Origin of the sequence: Streptomyces mangrovi (genome assembly GCF_900114215.1) — a bacterium.
GTDB lineage: Bacteria > Actinomycetota > Actinomycetes > Streptomycetales > Streptomycetaceae > Streptomyces > Streptomyces barkulensis.
This window is the reverse complement of the sequence record NZ_FOSG01000019.1, coordinates 15,189-31,300: the sequence shown is the minus strand read 5'-3', so window position 1 is coordinate 31,300 and position 16,112 is coordinate 15,189. Positions and strand designations below refer to the sequence as shown.

14 protein-coding genes are annotated in these 16,112 nt (G+C 74.4%); 1 reads left to right on the top strand and 13 read right to left on the bottom strand.

The window, feature by feature from the left end:
• Positions 1-115: 115 nt before the first annotated feature.
• The 3 genes from BM237_RS22540 to BM237_RS22530 all read right to left on the bottom strand — a co-directional run bounded on the left by BM237_RS22540 (position 116) and on the right by BM237_RS22530 (position 2,731).
• Positions 116-829 carry a lysophospholipid acyltransferase family protein gene (locus BM237_RS22540; protein ID WP_245793932.1) on the bottom strand — a complete coding sequence of 238 codons (714 nt, stop codon included), beginning with the start codon at positions 827-829 and terminating at the stop codon, positions 116-118.
• Positions 787-1,518 carry a (d)CMP kinase gene (gene cmk, locus BM237_RS22535; RefSeq protein ID WP_175541099.1) on the bottom strand — a complete coding sequence of 244 codons (732 nt, stop codon included), beginning with the start codon at positions 1,516-1,518 and terminating at the stop codon, positions 787-789. The genes BM237_RS22540 and cmk overlap by 43 nt, the downstream gene beginning before the upstream one ends.
• A 124-nt stretch (positions 1,519-1,642) precedes the next feature.
• Positions 1,643-2,731, bottom strand: a complete 1,089-nt coding sequence (locus BM237_RS22530) for a prephenate dehydrogenase (protein ID WP_093851545.1) — start codon at positions 2,729-2,731, stop codon at positions 1,643-1,645.
• Positions 2,732-3,041: 310 nt separating this feature from the next.
• Here BM237_RS22530 and BM237_RS22520 point away from each other — a divergent pair, with 310 nt between their 5' ends.
• On the top strand, positions 3,042-3,770 hold the full coding sequence (locus tag BM237_RS22520) for a nucleotidyltransferase domain-containing protein (RefSeq protein ID WP_093851543.1): 729 nt from the start codon (positions 3,042-3,044) through the stop codon (positions 3,768-3,770).
• Here the strand turns inward: BM237_RS22520 and BM237_RS22515 are convergent.
• From BM237_RS22515 to BM237_RS22470, 10 genes are all read right to left on the bottom strand, one after another.
• Entirely contained in the window at positions 3,761-4,549 is a 789-nt protein-coding gene (locus BM237_RS22515; protein WP_093851542.1) for a nucleotidyltransferase domain-containing protein, read from the bottom strand. The genes BM237_RS22520 and BM237_RS22515 overlap by 10 nt on opposite strands.
• 74 nt (positions 4,550-4,623) lie before the next feature.
• On the bottom strand, positions 4,624-5,796 hold the full coding sequence (locus BM237_RS22510; RefSeq protein ID WP_093851541.1) for a pseudouridine synthase: 1,173 nt from the start codon (positions 5,794-5,796) through the stop codon (positions 4,624-4,626).
• A 22-nt stretch (positions 5,797-5,818) separates the two neighbouring features.
• A complete protein-coding gene (scpB, locus tag BM237_RS22505; RefSeq protein ID WP_245793930.1) occupies positions 5,819-6,520 on the bottom strand; it encodes an SMC-Scp complex subunit ScpB in 702 nt (233 codons plus the stop codon).
• Positions 6,517-7,755 carry a segregation and condensation protein A gene (locus BM237_RS22500; protein WP_093851540.1) on the bottom strand — a complete coding sequence of 413 codons (1,239 nt, stop codon included), beginning with the start codon at positions 7,753-7,755 and terminating at the stop codon, positions 6,517-6,519. The genes scpB and BM237_RS22500 overlap by 4 nt, the downstream gene beginning before the upstream one ends.
• Positions 7,756-7,781: 26 nt before the next feature.
• Complete coding sequence (locus BM237_RS22495) at positions 7,782-8,414, bottom strand: hypothetical protein (protein ID WP_093851539.1); 633 nt, start codon at positions 8,412-8,414, stop codon at positions 7,782-7,784.
• Positions 8,411-9,550: a ParA family protein gene (locus BM237_RS22490; protein WP_093851538.1), complete on the bottom strand. Its 1,140-nt coding sequence runs from the start codon at positions 9,548-9,550 to the stop codon at positions 8,411-8,413. The genes BM237_RS22495 and BM237_RS22490 overlap by 4 nt, the downstream gene beginning before the upstream one ends.
• A gap of 522 nt (positions 9,551-10,072) precedes the next feature.
• Positions 10,073-11,188 (bottom strand): alanine dehydrogenase, encoded by a 1,116-nt coding sequence (gene ald, locus BM237_RS22485; protein ID WP_093851623.1) that lies wholly within the window; start codon positions 11,186-11,188, stop codon positions 10,073-10,075.
• Between the two features lie 182 nt (positions 11,189-11,370).
• Positions 11,371-13,587 carry an AAA family ATPase gene (locus BM237_RS22480; protein ID WP_093851537.1) on the bottom strand — a complete coding sequence of 739 codons (2,217 nt, stop codon included), beginning with the start codon at positions 13,585-13,587 and terminating at the stop codon, positions 11,371-11,373.
• Between the two features lie 114 nt (positions 13,588-13,701).
• The gene (locus BM237_RS22475) at positions 13,702-14,325 is read right to left on the bottom strand and encodes an NUDIX domain-containing protein (RefSeq protein ID WP_093851622.1); all 624 of its coding nucleotides are present in this window, start codon (positions 14,323-14,325) and stop codon (positions 13,702-13,704) included.
• A gap of 48 nt (positions 14,326-14,373) precedes the next feature.
• Entirely contained in the window at positions 14,374-16,077 is a 1,704-nt protein-coding gene (locus tag BM237_RS22470) for a CTP synthase (protein WP_093851536.1), read from the bottom strand.
• Between the last annotated feature and the right edge of the window lie 35 nt (positions 16,078-16,112).

Sequence of the window (16,112 nt, the reverse complement as noted above, 5' to 3'; positions counted from 1 at the left end):
TGTGTACGTGTTGTCCGTGGCCCTGCGTGCCCCCGTGGGCGCGTCCCCCGTTTCGGGACCGCGGCGCCCCGCGCGGTGGGCGCGGGGTGCCACGGGTGCAGAGGTCCAGTGTCGCCTAACCGCGCCCGGTGATGCGCCGGGCGTCGGCCAGGTGGGCCGTCAGCCGCTTGCCGATGCGCACCGTCGCCTCGTCCAGCGCCGACCGGGTGCGCCTGCCGCTGCCGTCGCCCGCCTCGAAGGGCTCGCCGAACACGATGTCGACACGGGCCCGCAGCGGCGGCAGCGCGGATATCGCACGCCCCCGCCTCCCGGCCGTCCCCAGTACCGCGACGGGTACGACGGGCGCTCCCGACCGCAGGGCGAAGTAGGCCAGGCCCGAGCGGAGCGAGGCGAAGTCGCCCTCGCCCCGGGTGCCCTCCGGGAAGATCCCCAGCACGCCGCCGGCGCCCAGCACTCCCAGCGCCCTGGTGATCGCGACGCGGTCGGCGGCCTTCCGGTCCACCTCGATCTGGCCGATGCCGGTCAGGAAGGGGTCGAGGGGGCCGGTGAACGCCTCCTTCTTGATCAGGAAGTGCACCGGCCGGGGCGCGGTCCCCATCAGCAGCGGGCCGTCCACGGCGTGCGTGTGGTTGACGGCGAGGATCACCGGCCCGGACGCCGGGACCCGCCAGGCGCCGAGCACCCTGGGCCGCCACAGCCCGTACATCAGGCCGATCCCGATGCGGCGCCCGACCGCGGCGCCCCGTGCGCTGGGCAGACCCGGGCCGCGGCCCCCGTTCGCCGCGCTCACCTGGCCTGCTGCTTGTCTTCGACCAGGGTGACGACGCACTCGATGACCTGCTCCAGGGTCAGTTCCGTGGTGTCCACCTCGACCGCGTCGTCCGCCTTGCGCAGCGGGGAGGTCTTGCGGCCGGCGTCGGCGGCGTCCCTCTTCAGGAGGGCCTCGCGGGTGGCGTCCAGGTCGACCGGGCGGCCGCCGCTGCCCTTCAGCTCGCCGCCGCGCCGGGCCGCGCGGGCCTCGGGCGAGGCGGTGAGGAAGATCTTCAGGTCCGCGTCGGGCAGGACGGTGGTGCCGATGTCGCGGCCCTCGACGACGATGCCGGTGGGGGCTCCCTCGGCGATGGCGCGCTGGAGCTCGGTGATCCTGGTGCGCACCGCGGGCACCGCGCTGACCGCGCTGACCGCGCCGGTGACCTCCTGGGTGCGGATCGGGCCGGAGGCGTCCGCGCCGTCCACGGTGATGGTCGGCTCGGCCGGGTCGGTGCCGGAGAGGATCTCGGGACGGTCCGCGGCGGCGGCGACGGCCTCGGCGTCCTTCACGTCGATGTCGTGGGTCAGCATCCACCAGGTGATCGCGCGGTACTGCGCGCCGGTGTCCAGGTAGCTCAGACCGAGCTTGGCCGCGACGGCCCGGGAGGTGCTCGACTTGCCCGTGCCGGAGGGGCCGTCGATGGCGACGATGACGGGGGCCGGGGCGTCCGGGGACACGGAGGACGCCTGCCGGGAGGTTGCTGCCACGGTGTCGGGCACCTTTCTCGAACTGCTCGGAGCACGGGTCGGAACGCGGGCGCGGGGGCGCCGGCGAGGGGAACGCCGGCACGCCCTCCCCGTCCGGCACAAGGCTACCGCCGGCCGGGAACCCCTACTGCTGCCGGATGGCCCAGCCCCGCTCGCGCAGCGCCGCCGTCAGTACGGGGACGCTGCCCGGCTCGACCATGAGCTGGACATGGCCGGCCTGCTGGCCGGTGGCGTGCTCGATCCGGACGTCCTCGATGTTGACGCCGACCCGTCCGGCGTCGGCGAAGATGCCGGCCAGCTCGCCCGGCCGGTCGCTGATGAGCACCGCCACCGTCTCGTAGGCGGCCGGGGCCTGCCCGTGCTTGCCCGGGATCCGGGCCCGCCCGCTGTTGCCGCGGCGCAGCACGTCCTCGATGCCCACCGCCCCGCCGGTGCGCTCGGTCTCGTCGGCGGACTGCAGTGCGCGCAGCGACCGCACCGTCTCCTCCAGATCGCCGGCCACCGCGGCCAGGACGTCGGCCACGGGGCCGGGGTTGGCGGAGAGGATGTCGATCCACATGCCCGGGTCGGAGGCGGCGATCCGCGTCACGTCGCGGATGCCCTGGCCGCACAGGCGCACGGCCGTCTCGTCGGCGCCCTCCAGACGGGCCGCGACCAGGCTGGACAGCAGCTGCGGGGTGTGCGAGACCAGGGCGACGGCCCGGTCGTGGGCGTCGGCGTCCATCACCACGGGAACGGCGCGGCAGAGCGAGACCAGCTCCAGTGCGAGGTTGAGCACCTCGGTGTCGGTCTCCGGTGTCGGGGTCAGGACCCAGGGCCGTCCCTCGAAGAGGTCGGCGGTGGCGGCCAGCGGGCCGGAGATCTCGCGTCCGGACATCGGATGCGTGCCCAGGTAGGTGACCGGATCGCAGCCCAGCGCCTCGGCCTCCCGGCGCGGGCCGCCCTTGACGCTGCCGACGTCCAGGTAGCCGCGTGCCGCCTTCCGGCGCTGGGCCTCGGCGAGGACGGCGGGGATGTGGGCGGGCGGCACGGCCACCACGGCGAGGTCCACCGGTCCCTCCGGCGGCCGGTCGGTCCCCGCGCCCAGGGACGCGGCGGTGCGGGCCTGGTCGGCGTCGTGGTCCTCCAGGTGCACCCGCACCCCGCGCCCGGCCAGCGCCAGGGCGATGGAGGTGCCGATCAGTCCGGTGCCGATGACGAGCGCGGTCCTCACCGCGCGACGCCCCTGCGCGGGGCGGCGGGGAAGCCGCCGCGCGGACCTGCCGCGAACCGGATTCCGGAGCGCGGCGCGCCGCGCTCCGGAATCCCGGTGAGCGGTCGCGGGGCCCGCTCGTCCGCGCGCCCGGCCTCCCGCCCGGCCACGTCCCGGTCCAACCGCACGGCGCCCCGCACCGCTCGTACCGTCACCTGCTCGCTCCCCTGCGTCCGCGGCCGTACTGCTGTCCCGACCAGCGTAGAGGCGCCGCTCCGGCTCCCGCCTCCGCGCCCGCCCTGCGAGACGGCCGCGTGCCACAATCGCGGCCATGTCCTCCGCGCCCGGCATACCCGTCCCGCACGCTCAGGCACCGCGCGGCCCCGCACCGCACGATCTGGTGCGCGACCACACCGTCTACTCGTGTGTGATGGGCTCGCGCGCCTTCGGTCTGGCGACCGAGGGCAGCGACACCGACCGGCGCGGCGTGTACGCCGCGCCGACCCCGCTCTTCTGGCGCCTGGACAAGCCACCGACCCATGTGGAGGGCCCCCGCCCGGAGGAGTTCTCCTGGGAGCTGGAGCGCTTCTGCGCGCTGGGACTGGCCTCGAACCCGAACATCCTGGAGTGCCTGCACTCCCCCCTCGTCGAGCGCCTGGACGGAACCGGCCGGGAGCTTCTGGCCCTGCGCGGCGCGTTCCTCTCCCGGGAGGCGCACCGCACCTTCGCCGGATACGCCGAGGGGCAGCACCGCAGGCTGCGGGCACGGCTGCGCAGCCACGGCGAGATCCGCTGGAAACAGGCCATGCACCTGGCGCGGCTGCTGCTGTCCTGCCGCGACCTGCTGCGCACCGGGGAACTCGTCCTGGACGCCGGTCCGCACCGCGACCGGCTGCTGGCCGTCCGGCACGGCGAGGTGCCCTGGCCCGAGGTGGAGTCCTGGCTGGCCCGCCTCCGCGAGGAGGTGGACGGGGCCGCCGTCGGCACCCCGCTGCCCGCCGGGCCGGACCGCGCCCGGGTGGAGGACTTCCTGGTCCGCGTCCGCCGCGCCTACCTCTGAGCCGGCCACCCGGTCCCCGTGCGGACCCGGACGACCAGGTCGTGGAGGGCGTCCCGGCCCGAGGGCTCGTCCGGGAGCCGGGAGGCGTCCCGGGCCTCGGCCAGTACGGCGTGCAGCGCCTCGACGTCCGCGCTCAGGCGCTCGGCGTCCCCGCCATCCAGCGGGGCCGGCCCGTGCTCGGCCTCGGCCTTGGCCTCGATCAGTCCGGTGAGGTGACCCGGGGCCTCCTCCACCTCCTGGGCGAGGGTGGGCAGACGGGCGCAGACCTCGCCGGTGCGCATCAGATGGATGCCGGTGAGCAACGCGCGGAAGGTGTAGAGCAGCGGCTTGAGCTCACCGGTCCTGCCGTACAGCCGCCACTGGGTACCGGCGAAACCCCGGTAGTGGTGGGCGTGGTGCCGGGTGAGCACGGCGGGCGCGAGGGCGGCCAGCTCGGCGTGCGCCTCGGTGGTGTGCACCACCAGCGGGGACAGCAGCTGCTCCAGGACATAGCCGTTACGGCGGAGCATCAGCCGGGCGAACTTGCGCAGGTCGTGGGTGACCAGGTCCAGTTCGGTGCCGTCCCGGTCCCACATCCGGCTCACGGTCTCCTCGCCCTCCCGCAGCCCGATCAGCTCCTCCACCGGCAGCAGGTGGACCCCGCGCAGGTCGATGTCGGAGTCGCGGGAGGGGAAGCCGTACAGGTGCGCTCCGGAGACGGTCGCGAAGACCAGGGGGTGACGCTGCTGGGCGAGTACGGGGCGCAGGTCGGGCAGACCGGCGGCGGTCGGGGTGGTCATGCGCCCATCCTGGCGTCCGCGCGCCGGCCCCGGCCAGGGGTTTTCCCCGGCCGGGGCCGGCGTCGGGCGGCGCTCTAGAGGTCGACCTCCCGCATCAGCATGCCGACCTCCGTGTTGGTCAGCCGGCGCAGCCAGCCGGACTTCTGGTCGCCCAGCGCGATGGGGCCGAAGCGGGTGCGCACCAGCTTGTCGACGGGGAAGCCGGCCTCGGCGAGCATGCGGCGGACGATGTGCTTGCGGCCCTCGTGGAGGGTGACCTCGACGAGGTAGTTCTTGCCGGTGTTCTCCACGACCTTGAAGTGGTCGGCGCGTGCGTAGCCGTCCTCCAGCTTGACGCCGTCCTTGAGCCGCTTGCCAAGGTCGCGCGGGATGGGCCCCTGGATCGCGGCGAGGTAGCTCTTCGCCACTCCGTAGCGGGGGTGGGTGAGGCGGTGGGCCAGCTCGCCGTGGTTGGTGAGCAGGATCAGGCCCTCGGTCTCGGTGTCGAGGCGGCCGACGTGGAACAGCCGGGTCTCCCGGTTGGTGACGTAGTCGCCCAGGCACTGGCGGCCCTCCGGGTCCTCCATGGAGGAGACGACGCCGGCGGGCTTGTTGAGCGCGAAGAACAGGTAGGACTGCGTGGCGATCGTCAGGCCGTCGACCTTGATCTCGTCCTTCTCCGGATCCACCCGCAGACCCTGCTCGACCACGATCTCGCCGTTGACCTCGACCCGGCGCTGGTCGATCAGCTCCTCGCAGGCCCGGCGCGAGCCCATGCCGGCGCGGGCCAGGACCTTCTGCAGCCTCTCGCCCTCCGCCTCGCCGAAGGTCTTGGGGAGCTTGAGCGCCGGCTTGGCGTGCCGTGCGCGGTTGCGCTCCTCGATCTGGGCTTCGTACTCGCGGGGACGCGCCGGGACCGAACGCCCGCGGGCACCGCTCTTGCCGCCCTGCCTGGGGCCGGCCTTGGGGCCCTTGGGACCTCCCGTCCCGGCGCCCGCCTTCGGACCGCCCCGGGAGGCGCCCCCGGGTCCCTGCCCCTGCCTGCCCTCCTGGCCCTGGCCCTGCCGCCGGTCCTGGCCCTTGGCACCGCCGGGCTTGGCGGACTTGCCCGGCCCGCCCGGCCTGCCCGGCTTGTCGGGCCTTCCGCCGGAGCCGGCGTCGTAACGGCGCTCCTCCGGGCGGGGGCGGCCCGCGCGCTTCTGCCTGTCGTCGCGGCTGTTGCCCGCGCCCCGGTGGTTCCGGTTGCTGTTCCTGCCGCTGCTTCGCATCAAGGTTTCCGTCTAACTGTCTCTAAGTCTGGGAATCGCCGCTGTCGTCCACGTCGAACGACGGCACGCCCTCCTGGCTCTCGGCCTCGACCGTGTCCGCCTCGGGGAGGAAGGGCGCCAGCTCCGGAAGCTCGTCCAGACCGCGCAGGCCCATCCGCTCCAGGAAGTAGTTCGTCGTCCTGTACAGGATCGCACCTGTTTCGGGTTCCGTGCCCGCCTCCTCGATCAGCCCGCGCTGGAGGAGGGTGCGCATGACCCCGTCGCAGTTCACGCCGCGCACGGCCGAGACCCGCGAGCGGCTGACCGGTTGACGGTACGCGACCACGGCCAGGGTCTCCAGCGCGGCCTGGGTCAGCCGGGCCTGCCGGCCGTCCAGGACGAAGCTCTCGACGGCGTCGGCGTACTCGGGGCGGGTGTAGTACCGCCAGCCGCCGGCGACCAGCCGCAGGTCGAAGCCGCGGCCCTGCCGGGCGTACTCGTCGGACAGCTCGCGCAGCGCCACGGCGATCGAGCGTCGGGGGCGCTGGAGCACCTTGGCCAGGTGCTCCTCGGTGGCCGGCTCGTCGACGACCATCAGCACCGCCTCCAGGGCGGGCTTGAGGTCGAGCTCGGCGATGGCAGAGGCGCCGGCCGGCGGCCGTGGCTCCTCGCCCGCTCCCGCGCCCACGCCCGTCCCGGCCGCGCCCGTGTCCGTGTCCGTGTCCGCGCCTGTTTCCGCGCTCATCCGAGGCCGTCCTTCCCATCGTCGCCTGTGCCCCTGCCCGCGCCGTCGCCGGCGTCGAACTCGTCGGTGACCCGCGGTCGCGTCCCCTCCCCGCCGCTCCAGCGCACGGTGAGGCCGCCGAGTGCCTCCTCCTGCTCGAGGACGACCGCGCGCTCGCGGTAGAGCTCCAGCAGCGCCAGGAATCGGGCGACGACGGTGAGGGTGTCGGCCGCGTCCTCGGTGAGCGACGCGAAGCTCGCCTCGCCCAGCTCCCGCAGCCTGGCGACCAGGATCTCCGCCTGCTCGCGCACGCTGACCAGCGGGGCGTGGATGTGGTCGACGTAGACCTGCGGTTCCGGTCTGGGCTGCATCGCCTTGACCGCGAGCCGGGCGAAGCCCTCGGGACCGATGCTGATGACCACCTCGGGCAGCAGCTCGGCGTGGTGCGGCTCCAGTCCCACCGTACGGGGGTGGCGGCGGGCCTCGGCGGCCAGGCGGCCGTCGAAGATCTCGGCGACCCGCTTGTACGCGCGGTACTGCAGCAGCCGGGCGAAGAGCAGGTCGCGTGCCTCCAGCAGGGCGAGGTCCGCCTCGTCCTCGACCTCGGCGGCGGGCAGCAGCCGCGCGGCCTTCAGGTCGAGCAGGGTGGCGGCGACGACCAGGAACTCGGTGGTCTGGTCGAGGTCCCAGTCGGGGCCCATGGCGCGGATGTGCGCCATGAACTCGTCGGTGACCTTCGACAGGGCGACCTCGGTGACGTCCAGCTTGTGCCGGGAGATGAGCTGGAGGAGGAGGTCGAAGGGGCCTTCGAAGTTGTCCAGGACCACCTTGAAGCGGCCGTCGCCGGGCCCGGCGCCCCCGTCCTCCTCACCCTCCCCGGGCTCTTCGCCCTTCCCCGGCCACGGGTCCTTCCCGGACGGCGGCTGCGGTACCCGTTCCGGCTCGGGCCCGCGTACCGGAGCCGGTTCCCGTACGGGCCCGGGTTCGGGTACGTGCTCGGAGCCGCGCGGCGGCCCGGACCCGGGCCCGGGTTCGGGTACGTGCTCGGAGCCGCGCGGCGGCCCGGACCCGGGCCCGGGTCCGGGTCCGGGTCCGGCGGTGGCCGGACCGGCCGGTTCCGGTTCCCCGGAGGACTCGGGTCCGGAGGCCGCCGGGAGTCCCGGCGGCCTCGGAGCGGCCGGCGCCGCCCCCGGTCCCCGGCCCAGCGGGCGGCGGGAGCGCCGGGGGTTCGGCGGGGGGTCGTCGGCGGTCGGCATCGCGGGGCAGGCTACCGCCCCGCGGGTCAGCGACCACGCAGGCGGCGCACCAGGATGCTCGCGTCGCCGCGCGCCTCCAGGTCCGCGAGGACCACGGCGACCGCCTCGCGGACGATCCGGCCGCGGTCCACGGCCAGGCCGTGCTCGCCGCGGAGCACCAGCCGGGCGTGCTCGAGGTCCATCAGCTCCTCGGCGGAGACGTAGACCGTGATCTTCTCGTCGTGGCGCTCCCGTCCGCTGGGGCGCCGTGCCGCGGGCCTGCCGCGCCGGGGCGCCGCCGCGCCCACGGCCGTACGGCCTCTGCCCTGGCCCCGGGCCGCGCCCGCGGCGGGCTGGGCGGGGGGCTGGCCCACGCCCCGGCGGGCCTCCGCCGTGTCGCGGTCGCCGCGCCCGGCGTTCTGGCCGGGCACCGGGGTCTGCCGTGGTTCGCGGCCGCCGTGTCCGCCGGCCTCCCGGGCTCCGGCGGCGCCCGCCGCACGCTCCGGGCCGTCGCCGTCGTCCGCGGGAACGCGCTCTCCCGCGGCGCCCTGCTCGCCCGCCGGGGCGGGGAGCCGGGTGGCGGCGGAGGCGTCGCCGCCGGTGTGCTGCTGGGGGGTCGACGGCTGGACCGGGGACCCTCCGGTGGAACGGAACAGTTCGTCGGCTGCCGGGAGACTCACTCGGCGTGGCACCGGGCGAGCACCTCCCTGGCGAGCTGGCGGTAGGCGGCCGCGCCGACGGAGTTGGAGGCGTAGGTGGTGATCGGCTCGCCGGCGACCGTGGTCTCCGGGAAGCGGACCGTGCGCCCGATGACGGTGTGGTACACGTTGTCGTCGAACGCCTCGACCACGCGCGCGAGCACCTCCCTGCTGTGCACGGTGCGCGAGTCGTACATCGTCGCCAGGATGCCGTCGAGCTCCAGTTCCGGGTTGAGCCGCTCCTGGACCTTCTCGATCGTCTCGGTCAGCAGCGCCACCCCGCGCAGCGCGAAGAACTCGCACTCCAGCGGCACGATCACCTTGTGTGCGGCGGTCAGCGCGTTGACGGTGAGCAGGCCGAGGGACGGCTGGCAGTCGATGACGATGAAGTCGTAGTCGGGCAGCAGCGGCGTCAGGGCGCGCTGGAGTGTCGACTCACGGGCGACCTCGCTGACGAGCTGCACCTCGGCCGCGGACAGGTCGATGTTGCTGGGCAGCAGGTCCATACCCGCCACGGCCGTCTTCAGCAGCACCTCGTCCGCCGACATGCCCCGCTCCATGAGCAGGTTGTAGACGGTCAGGTCCAGCTCCATCGGGTTGACGCCGAGGCCGACGGAGAGCGCGCCCTGGGGGTCGAAGTCCACCAGCAGCACCCGGCGGCCGTACTCGGCGAGCGCGGCGCCCAGGTTGATGGTCGAGGTGGTCTTGCCCACCCCGCCCTTCTGGTTGCACATCGCGATGATCTTCGCCGGGCCGTGCTCGGCGACCGGGCCGGGGATCGGGAAGTACGGCAGCGGCCGGCCCGTGGGCCCGATGCGCTCACGGCGCTGGCGGGCGGCGTCGGGCGCGAGGGTGGCCGCGTACTCGGGGTCGGGTTCGTACTCCGCGTCGGGGTCGTAGAAGTGCCCCTCGGGGAGTTCCTCGTAGTGGGGGTCCGCGTGGTCGGCCGGCCGGCCGGTCTCGCCGCCCCTGCGGTCGGCGGCCATGGCGTTCGCTCGGTGGCCGTCCATGCTCTGATGGGCTGTCATGCTCGCCTGGTTCTGGTGGGCTGCGAAAGTCTGGACAGCGACGGAGCCGACGGCTTTGAGTCCCGAGGGGGCTTCGCCCCGCGAAGGCATTCCCGGTCGAGCACCTGGGGGAGTAAATGTCGACTCATTCACAAGTCGTCCTACCTCCTTGGTGACCAGGAAACTTCTAGACAGGTCAGCGTGGCACCATGCCGATGATTGGCGACTCTATGGCGTGTCGGCCGTCCACAGCAACACAATCCGCCGCAGACGGCCGGATGTGTCGGCAACCATGTACCCGTCTGTCAAGGGTGTAACAGCCGCGCGGACGGGGTCTTCCGGGGGCGCGAAAGGTGCGAAGTGCGACGATCGCGGCGAGTTGACGCCGCGTCGGCCCGGCGCCGGCCCCGCCTCGGGGTCAACCCCCGGCCGCACGAGGGAAACCGCCGGCCGGAACCCGGAGGGCCCGGGTTCCGGCCGGCGGAACGGCGGTAACGGTGTTGACGGGTGATGTTGACGCACACCGTTGACCGTCACCGGCGCTTCATATGACGACTTGTCTACTCCGTCGGCAACTCACCGGCCGAACACCGAACGGCCACCGTCGGCCGTCCGCGGCCCGCCGGCGGGCCGTCAGCCGAGCAGCGCGGCCGGCTCGCGCACCGGCAGCCCGTGCGCCTCGGCGACCGGGCCGTAGGTGACCTCTCCGTCGTGGACGTTGAGCCCCCTGGCGAGCACCGGGTCGCGGCGCAGGGCGTCGCGCCAGCCGTGGTTGGCCAGCTCGACGATGTACGGCAGCGTGGCGTTGGTCAGCGCGTACGTCGAGGTGCTCGGCACCGCGCCGGGCATGTTGGCGACGCAGTAGAAGACCGAGTCGTGGACGGTGAAGGTCGGCTCCGCGTGGGTGGTGGGTCGCGAGTCCTCGAAACAGCCGCCCTGGTCGATCGCGATGTCCACCAGGACGCTGCCCGGCTTCATCCGCGACACCAGCTCGTTGGTGACCAGCTTCGGCGCCTTGGCCCCCGGGATCAGCACGGCGCCGACGACCAGGTCGGCGTCGAGGACGGCCTTCTCCAGCTCGTACGCGTTGGAGGTGATCGTCCGCACCCGGGTGCCGAAGATCCGGTCGGCCTCGCGCAGCTTGCGCACGTCCTTGTCGAGCAGGGTGACGTGGAAGCCCATCCCGACGGCGATCTGGGTGGCGTTCCAGCCCGAGACGCCGCCGCCTATGACCACGGCCCGGCTCGGCGCGACGCCCGGCACACCGCCGGGCAGCACTCCGCGGCCGCCGGCCGAGCGCATCAGGTGGTACGCGCCCACCTGCGGGGCGATCCGGCCCGCGACCTCCGACATCGGCGCCAGCAGCGGCAGCGCGTGGTCGGCACTCTCCACCGTCTCGTAGGCGATGGCGGTGGTGCCCGAGCGCAGCAGCGCGTCGGTGCACTCGCGGGACGCGGCCAGGTGGAGGTAGGTGAACAGCGTCTGGTCCTTGCGCAGCCGGTGGTACTCCTCGGCGACCGGCTCCTTGACCTTCAGCAGCAGTTCGGCGGTGGCCCACACCTCGTCGGCGCTGTCCAGGATGACGGCGCCGGCCTCGGCGTACTCCCGGTCGGGGATGGAGGAGCCCTCACCGGCGCTCCGCTCCACGTGGACCCGGTGCCCGTTGCGTACGAGCTCGTGCACACCGGCCGGGGTGATGGCCACGCGGAACTCGTTGTTCTTGACTTCGCGGGGGATGCCGACCTTCACGTCGATCACGGTCCTTGTCTCATGGGGGTGTCATGGTTGCGGAATGGACCGGGGCCCACCCCACCGCACCGGTACATGGGGTAAATGTCGGATGCGGTCGAGCGGCCGCAGCTCGGCCAGTTTAATGAAGGGTTTCTCCCTGTCCAGCCTTGCAAAGGGTCAATTTTTGCGAGGATCGCTGTCTATTTCGCAGGCCGACTGCCGCTCTCGGCGGTGCGTGGGGCTTCTTCCAGCATCCATCGCGCCACCGCGGGACGCGAACGGGCGCCCTCTCCTCCGCCCCTCTTCCCGGCCGTCTCCCCGCTCCGGTCCCCGTCCCCGCGCCCCGCTCCCGGGCGCCCCCACCGCAGGGCCCGACGGCGGGTGCGCCGCGCCTCCTCGGCGCGGCCCGCGTACTCCTGGACCCTGGCCACCTCCTCCAGCGCCCGCGCGTACGCCTCGCCGTCCCGCAGCCGCCGACAGGCCGCGGCACAGGCCCGCCAGGCCCGCAGGGCCTCCTCCCAGCGCCCCTCCCTCAAAAACGCGGCCCCGATCCGCCCGTGCAGGCGGGCCTCGCCGGCCGGCTCGCCGCGGGTCTGGCACAGCGCCAGCGCCCGGCCGTACCAGTCGCCGGCGCGCCGGTCGTCGCCCAGGTGCGCATAGGTGTCGCCCAGGGACTCCAGTGCCCGCGCGGCCGCCGCGGCGCTCCGGTCGCCACCGCGCCCGCCGTCGGCCCGGGCCGCCTCCAGCGCGGCGCGGTAGCGCGCCAGCGCCCGGTGCGGGCGGCCGCAGAGGGCGTCGAGGTCTCCGAGGTCGAGCAGGATCGCGGCGCGCTCGCCGTGCAGCCCGCGCCGCTCGGTGACGGGCAGCAGCAGTTCGTGGAGCCGGTACAGCTCGGGGGCGGCCGGAGAGGGTCCCAGGTGCGCGGTCAGCGCCCCGGCGAGGGCGGCGGCCAGCCGCCGGGCCAGGGTGTCCAGTTCCCCGTCCGCCACGGCGGTGCGGGCGGCAGCGCGCAGGCCCGGGAGCCGGGGGCCGAGCCAGTCGGCAGCGGCGGCGCGGCTTTCGAAACGCAGGGCGCGCGGCAGCTCGGCCGCCGCCCGGCGTGCCGGTGAACCGGGCGGCTCGGCCGCGGCCCGGCAGGACCGCAGCAGCCGCACCGACCGCTCCAGCACCCTGGCCCGGGCCAGTCTCACGTCCTCCGGGGACTCCCGCTCCTCCAGCACGGCCGCCAGGACGGGGGCGAGGCAGCCCGGGACGGCGTACAGCCCCGGGATGGCGGTGGTGCGCAGCAGGCCGAGCCCGGTGAAGGCCTCCAGCGTGGCCGCGGCCTCGTCCGCCCGGCACCCGGCGAGGGCGGCGGCGGTGTGGGCGTCGGCGAGTCCGGCCGGGGCGAGCGCCAGCAGGCGCAGGAAGCGCGCGGCAAAGGGCGGCAGCGAGCCGTGGACCAGGTGGAAGGCACGGACCAGTGGCCGGGCCACCGGAGCCGGACGGGCGCGGGGGCCGGGGACGGCGGCTCGCGCGGCGCCGGGCAGTCCGCCGGGAAGACGGCCGGGACGGCCGCCGGGCACACGCCCCGACGCGTCCTCGGGCGCGTGGGCGTCGTCCGCCGCACCGCCGGGGAGGTCGTCGGGGAGAGCGGCGAACCGCCGGACCGCCTCGGCCACGGACGCCATGGGGTGGGCCGCCAGCCAGCCTCCGACCAGGACGAGCGCCGCGGGGCGCCCGCCGCAGGCCTCGGCCAGGGACTCCGCCGCACGCGGGTCGACGGTGACGCGTGGGGTGTCTCCGGCCCGCCGCTCCAGCAGCGCGACGGCCGCGGCCGTGTCCAGACCCTCCAGCGGGCAGGGCCGCACATCCGGAATGCCGGTCAGCGGTCCGCGGGAGACGGCCAGCACGAGGCAGCCTTGGCTGTCGGGCAGCAGGCCGTGAAGCTGTTCGGGAGCGGCCACGTCGTCCAGTAGGAGCAGGGCGCGGCGGTCCGCCAGGGCGTCGCGCAGCGCCTCGGCGAGCTCCGCGTCCCCCGCCCCGGCGGGGGGCGCGGCCGCGGACCCCCCGGCCGCGCCGCGGGCGGCGGCGAGAGCGCGGAGCAGATCACGGGCGGTGCGTTCGGTGGGGACCGGGGTGCCGTCCGGGTCGCTGAGCCGGGCGCGCAGGATCCCGTCGGGGTAGTCGGCGGCCGCCCGCCGCGCGAACTCCTCCGCCAGCGCGGTGCGGCCCGAACCGGGCCGGCCCACGACGAGCAGGACGCGGCAGCGGGGGGAGGCGCGGCCGGAGAGGGTGTCGAGGCCGGAGCCTGCGAGGTCGGCGCGCAACCGGTCCAGTTCGCGCCGCCGTCCGAGGAGACCGCCCGCTGCCCCGCCTCCGTCCACGGCTCCGGCGGACGGGGCCGGTCCGCCGGTGTGCACCGCCTGATCCGTCACGGCTGGAAGGGTAGTTCACCGCGGACGGTCCGCACCGGCGCCGCGCGCCCCGGGCGCGGAGCGGCCGCTCCGCGCCCGGGGCGCGTTCACACTCCGGCCGTCACGGCCGGCGCCTCATGCCTCGAAGGGCCTGGCGGGCCAGGGCGCCTCGGCCGGACGCAGGGCGTCCAGGCCGCCCTCGGTCCGTGCGGCGGTCAGCGCCATGACGGCGGTTACCAGGCAGTTGTTGTGCAGGTCCCCCGCCAGCGCGCCACGCACCAGCTGCGCCAGGGGCACGCGGGCCACCTCCATGTCGGCCTCCTCGTCGCTGACCTCGAAGCGCTCGCCCTCGGCGTCGGACAGACCGCGGGCCAGGAAGATGCGCACCGCCTCGTCGCTGCCGCCGGGCGAGGTGTAGATGTCGATCAGCACCCGCCAGTCCCCGGCCTCGACGTGCGCCTCCTCGTGCAGCTCGCGCCTGGCGGCGCTCAGCGGGTTCTCGCCGGGGACGTCGAGCAGGCCGGCGGGGATCTCCCACAGCTTGTGCCGCACCGGGTGCCGGTACTGGCTGATCACCAGCACCCGGTCCTGCTCGTCGAGGGCGAGGACGGCCACCGAGCCGGGGTGGACCTGGTAGTCGCGGGCGGCGACGGAGCCGTCCGGCATCACCACACGGTCGGTGCGCACGCTGGTCTTGGCGCCCTCGAAGGGCGTCTCGGAGGCGGTGATCCGCCACTGCTGCGGGACGTCCCGCAGCACCTGTCCGTCCGCGGGCCCGCCGGCCCGCCCGTCCCTGTCCGCCACGGCTCAGGCCTCCCGGCCCGCCGCGGCGGGGGCGGGGGCGGCCTGGGCGGCGCCGGGGTCCTGCTGCCGCTTCACGGCCGCCTCGACCAGACCGGCGAAGAGCGGGTGCGGTCGGGTGGGCCGGGAGCGCAGCTCGGGGTGGGCCTGGGTGGCGACCAGATAAGGGTGGATCTCACGCGGGTACTCCACGTACTCCACCAGCTTGTTGTCCGGGGAGGTGCCGGAGAACACCAGGCCGGTCTTCTCCAGCTCGGCCCGGTAGGCGTTGTTGACCTCGTAGCGGTGGCGGTGGCGCTCCTCGACGTACGGCTCGCCGCCGTAGACCTCGCGCACGATCGAGCCCTCGGCGAGCTTGGCCGGGTACATCCCCAGCCGCATGGTGCCGCCCATGTCGCCCTCGCCGGCGACGATGTCGAGCTGCTCCTCCATGGTGGAGACCACCGGGTGGGGCGCGGCCCGGTCGAACTCGGTGGAGTTGGCGCCCTCGATACCGGCCAGGTTGCGGGCGGCCTCGACGACGATGCACTGCAGCCCCAGGCACAGGCCCAGCAGCGGAACGCCGTTCTCGCGGGCGTAGGTGATCGCGGCGACCTTGCCCTCCACGCCGCGCTCACCGAAGCCGCCGGGGATGCAGATCGCGTCCACGTCTCCGAGCTGCCTCTTCGCCCCGCCGGGGACGCGGCAGTCGTCGGAGGTGACCCACTTGATCTTCACGCGGGCGTTGTTGGCGAAGCCTCCGGCGCGCAGCGCCTCGGTGACCGACAGATAGGCGTCGGGCAGGTCGATGTACTTGCCGACCAGTGCGACGGTCACCTCGTGGTCGGGCTGGTGGACACGGCGCAGCAGGTCGTCCCACTGGGTCCAGTCCACGTCGCGGAAGGGCAGGCCCATCCGGCGCACCACGTAGGCGTCCAGGCCCTCGGTGTGCAGCACCTTGGGGATGTCGTAGATCGACGGGGCGTCCTTGCAGGCCACCACCGCCTCCTCGTCCACGTCGCACATCAGCGAGATCTTGCGCTTGATGGAGACGGGCACGTCGCGGTCGGCGCGCAGCACGATGGCGTCGGGCTGGATGCCGATGTTGCGCAGGGCGGCGACCGAGTGCTGGGTGGGCTTGGTCTTCAGCTCCCCGGAGGGCCCGATGTAGGGCAGCAGCGAGATGTGGACGACGAAGACGTTGTCGCGGCCGACCTCGTGCCGCACCTGGCGCACGGCCTCCAGGAACGGCAGCGACTCGATATCGCCGACGGTGCCGCCGACCTCGGTGATCACCACGTCGACGTCGTCGGTGGCCATCCGGCGGATGCGGTGCTTGATCTCGTTGGTGATGTGCGGGATGACCTGCACGGTGTCGCCCAGGTACTCACCGCGCCGCTCCTTGGCGATGACCGTGGAGTAGATCTGGCCGGTGGTGACGTTGGCGGAACCGTCGAGGTCGACGTCGAGGAACCGCTCGTAGTGGCCGATGTCCAGGTCGGTCTCGGCGCCGTCGTTGGTGACGAACACCTCGCCGTGCTGGAAGGGGTTCATCGTGCCGGGGTCGACGTTGAGGTACGGGTCGAGCTTCTGCATGGTGACCCGCAGTCCCCGCGCCTTGAGCAGGGCGCCCAGGCTGGAGGCGGTCAGGCCCTTGCCGAGCGAGGAGGCGACACCCCCGGTGACGAAGAGGTGCTTGGTCGTCATGGATGTCGAGGATCGAGTCGGCATGGCCAAGAGGGGGCTCCCGTGGTCGCGAGGTGACG

Bases quoted from the DNA above. Each gene is read 5' to 3' on its own strand.
- BM237_RS22510 (WP_093851541.1), bottom strand. From the start codon at position 5,796: ATGCGAAGCAGCGGCAGGAACAGCAACCGGAACCACCGGGGCGCGGGC.
- BM237_RS22500 (WP_093851540.1), bottom strand. From the start codon at position 7,755: ATGCCGACCGCCGACGACCCCCCGCCGAACCCCCGGCGCTCCCGCCGC.
- BM237_RS22520 (WP_093851543.1), top strand. From the start codon at position 3,042: ATGTCCTCCGCGCCCGGCATACCCGTCCCGCACGCTCAGGCACCGCGC.
- BM237_RS22490 (WP_093851538.1), bottom strand. From the start codon at position 9,550: ATGCCTTCGCGGGGCGAAGCCCCCTCGGGACTCAAAGCCGTCGGCTCC.
- scpB (WP_245793930.1), bottom strand. From the start codon at position 6,520: ATGAGCGCGGAAACAGGCGCGGACACGGACACGGACACGGGCGCGGCC.
- BM237_RS22470 (WP_093851536.1), bottom strand. From the start codon at position 16,077: ATGCCGACTCGATCCTCGACATCCATGACGACCAAGCACCTCTTCGTC.
- BM237_RS22515 (WP_093851542.1), bottom strand. From the start codon at position 4,549: ATGACCACCCCGACCGCCGCCGGTCTGCCCGACCTGCGCCCCGTACTC.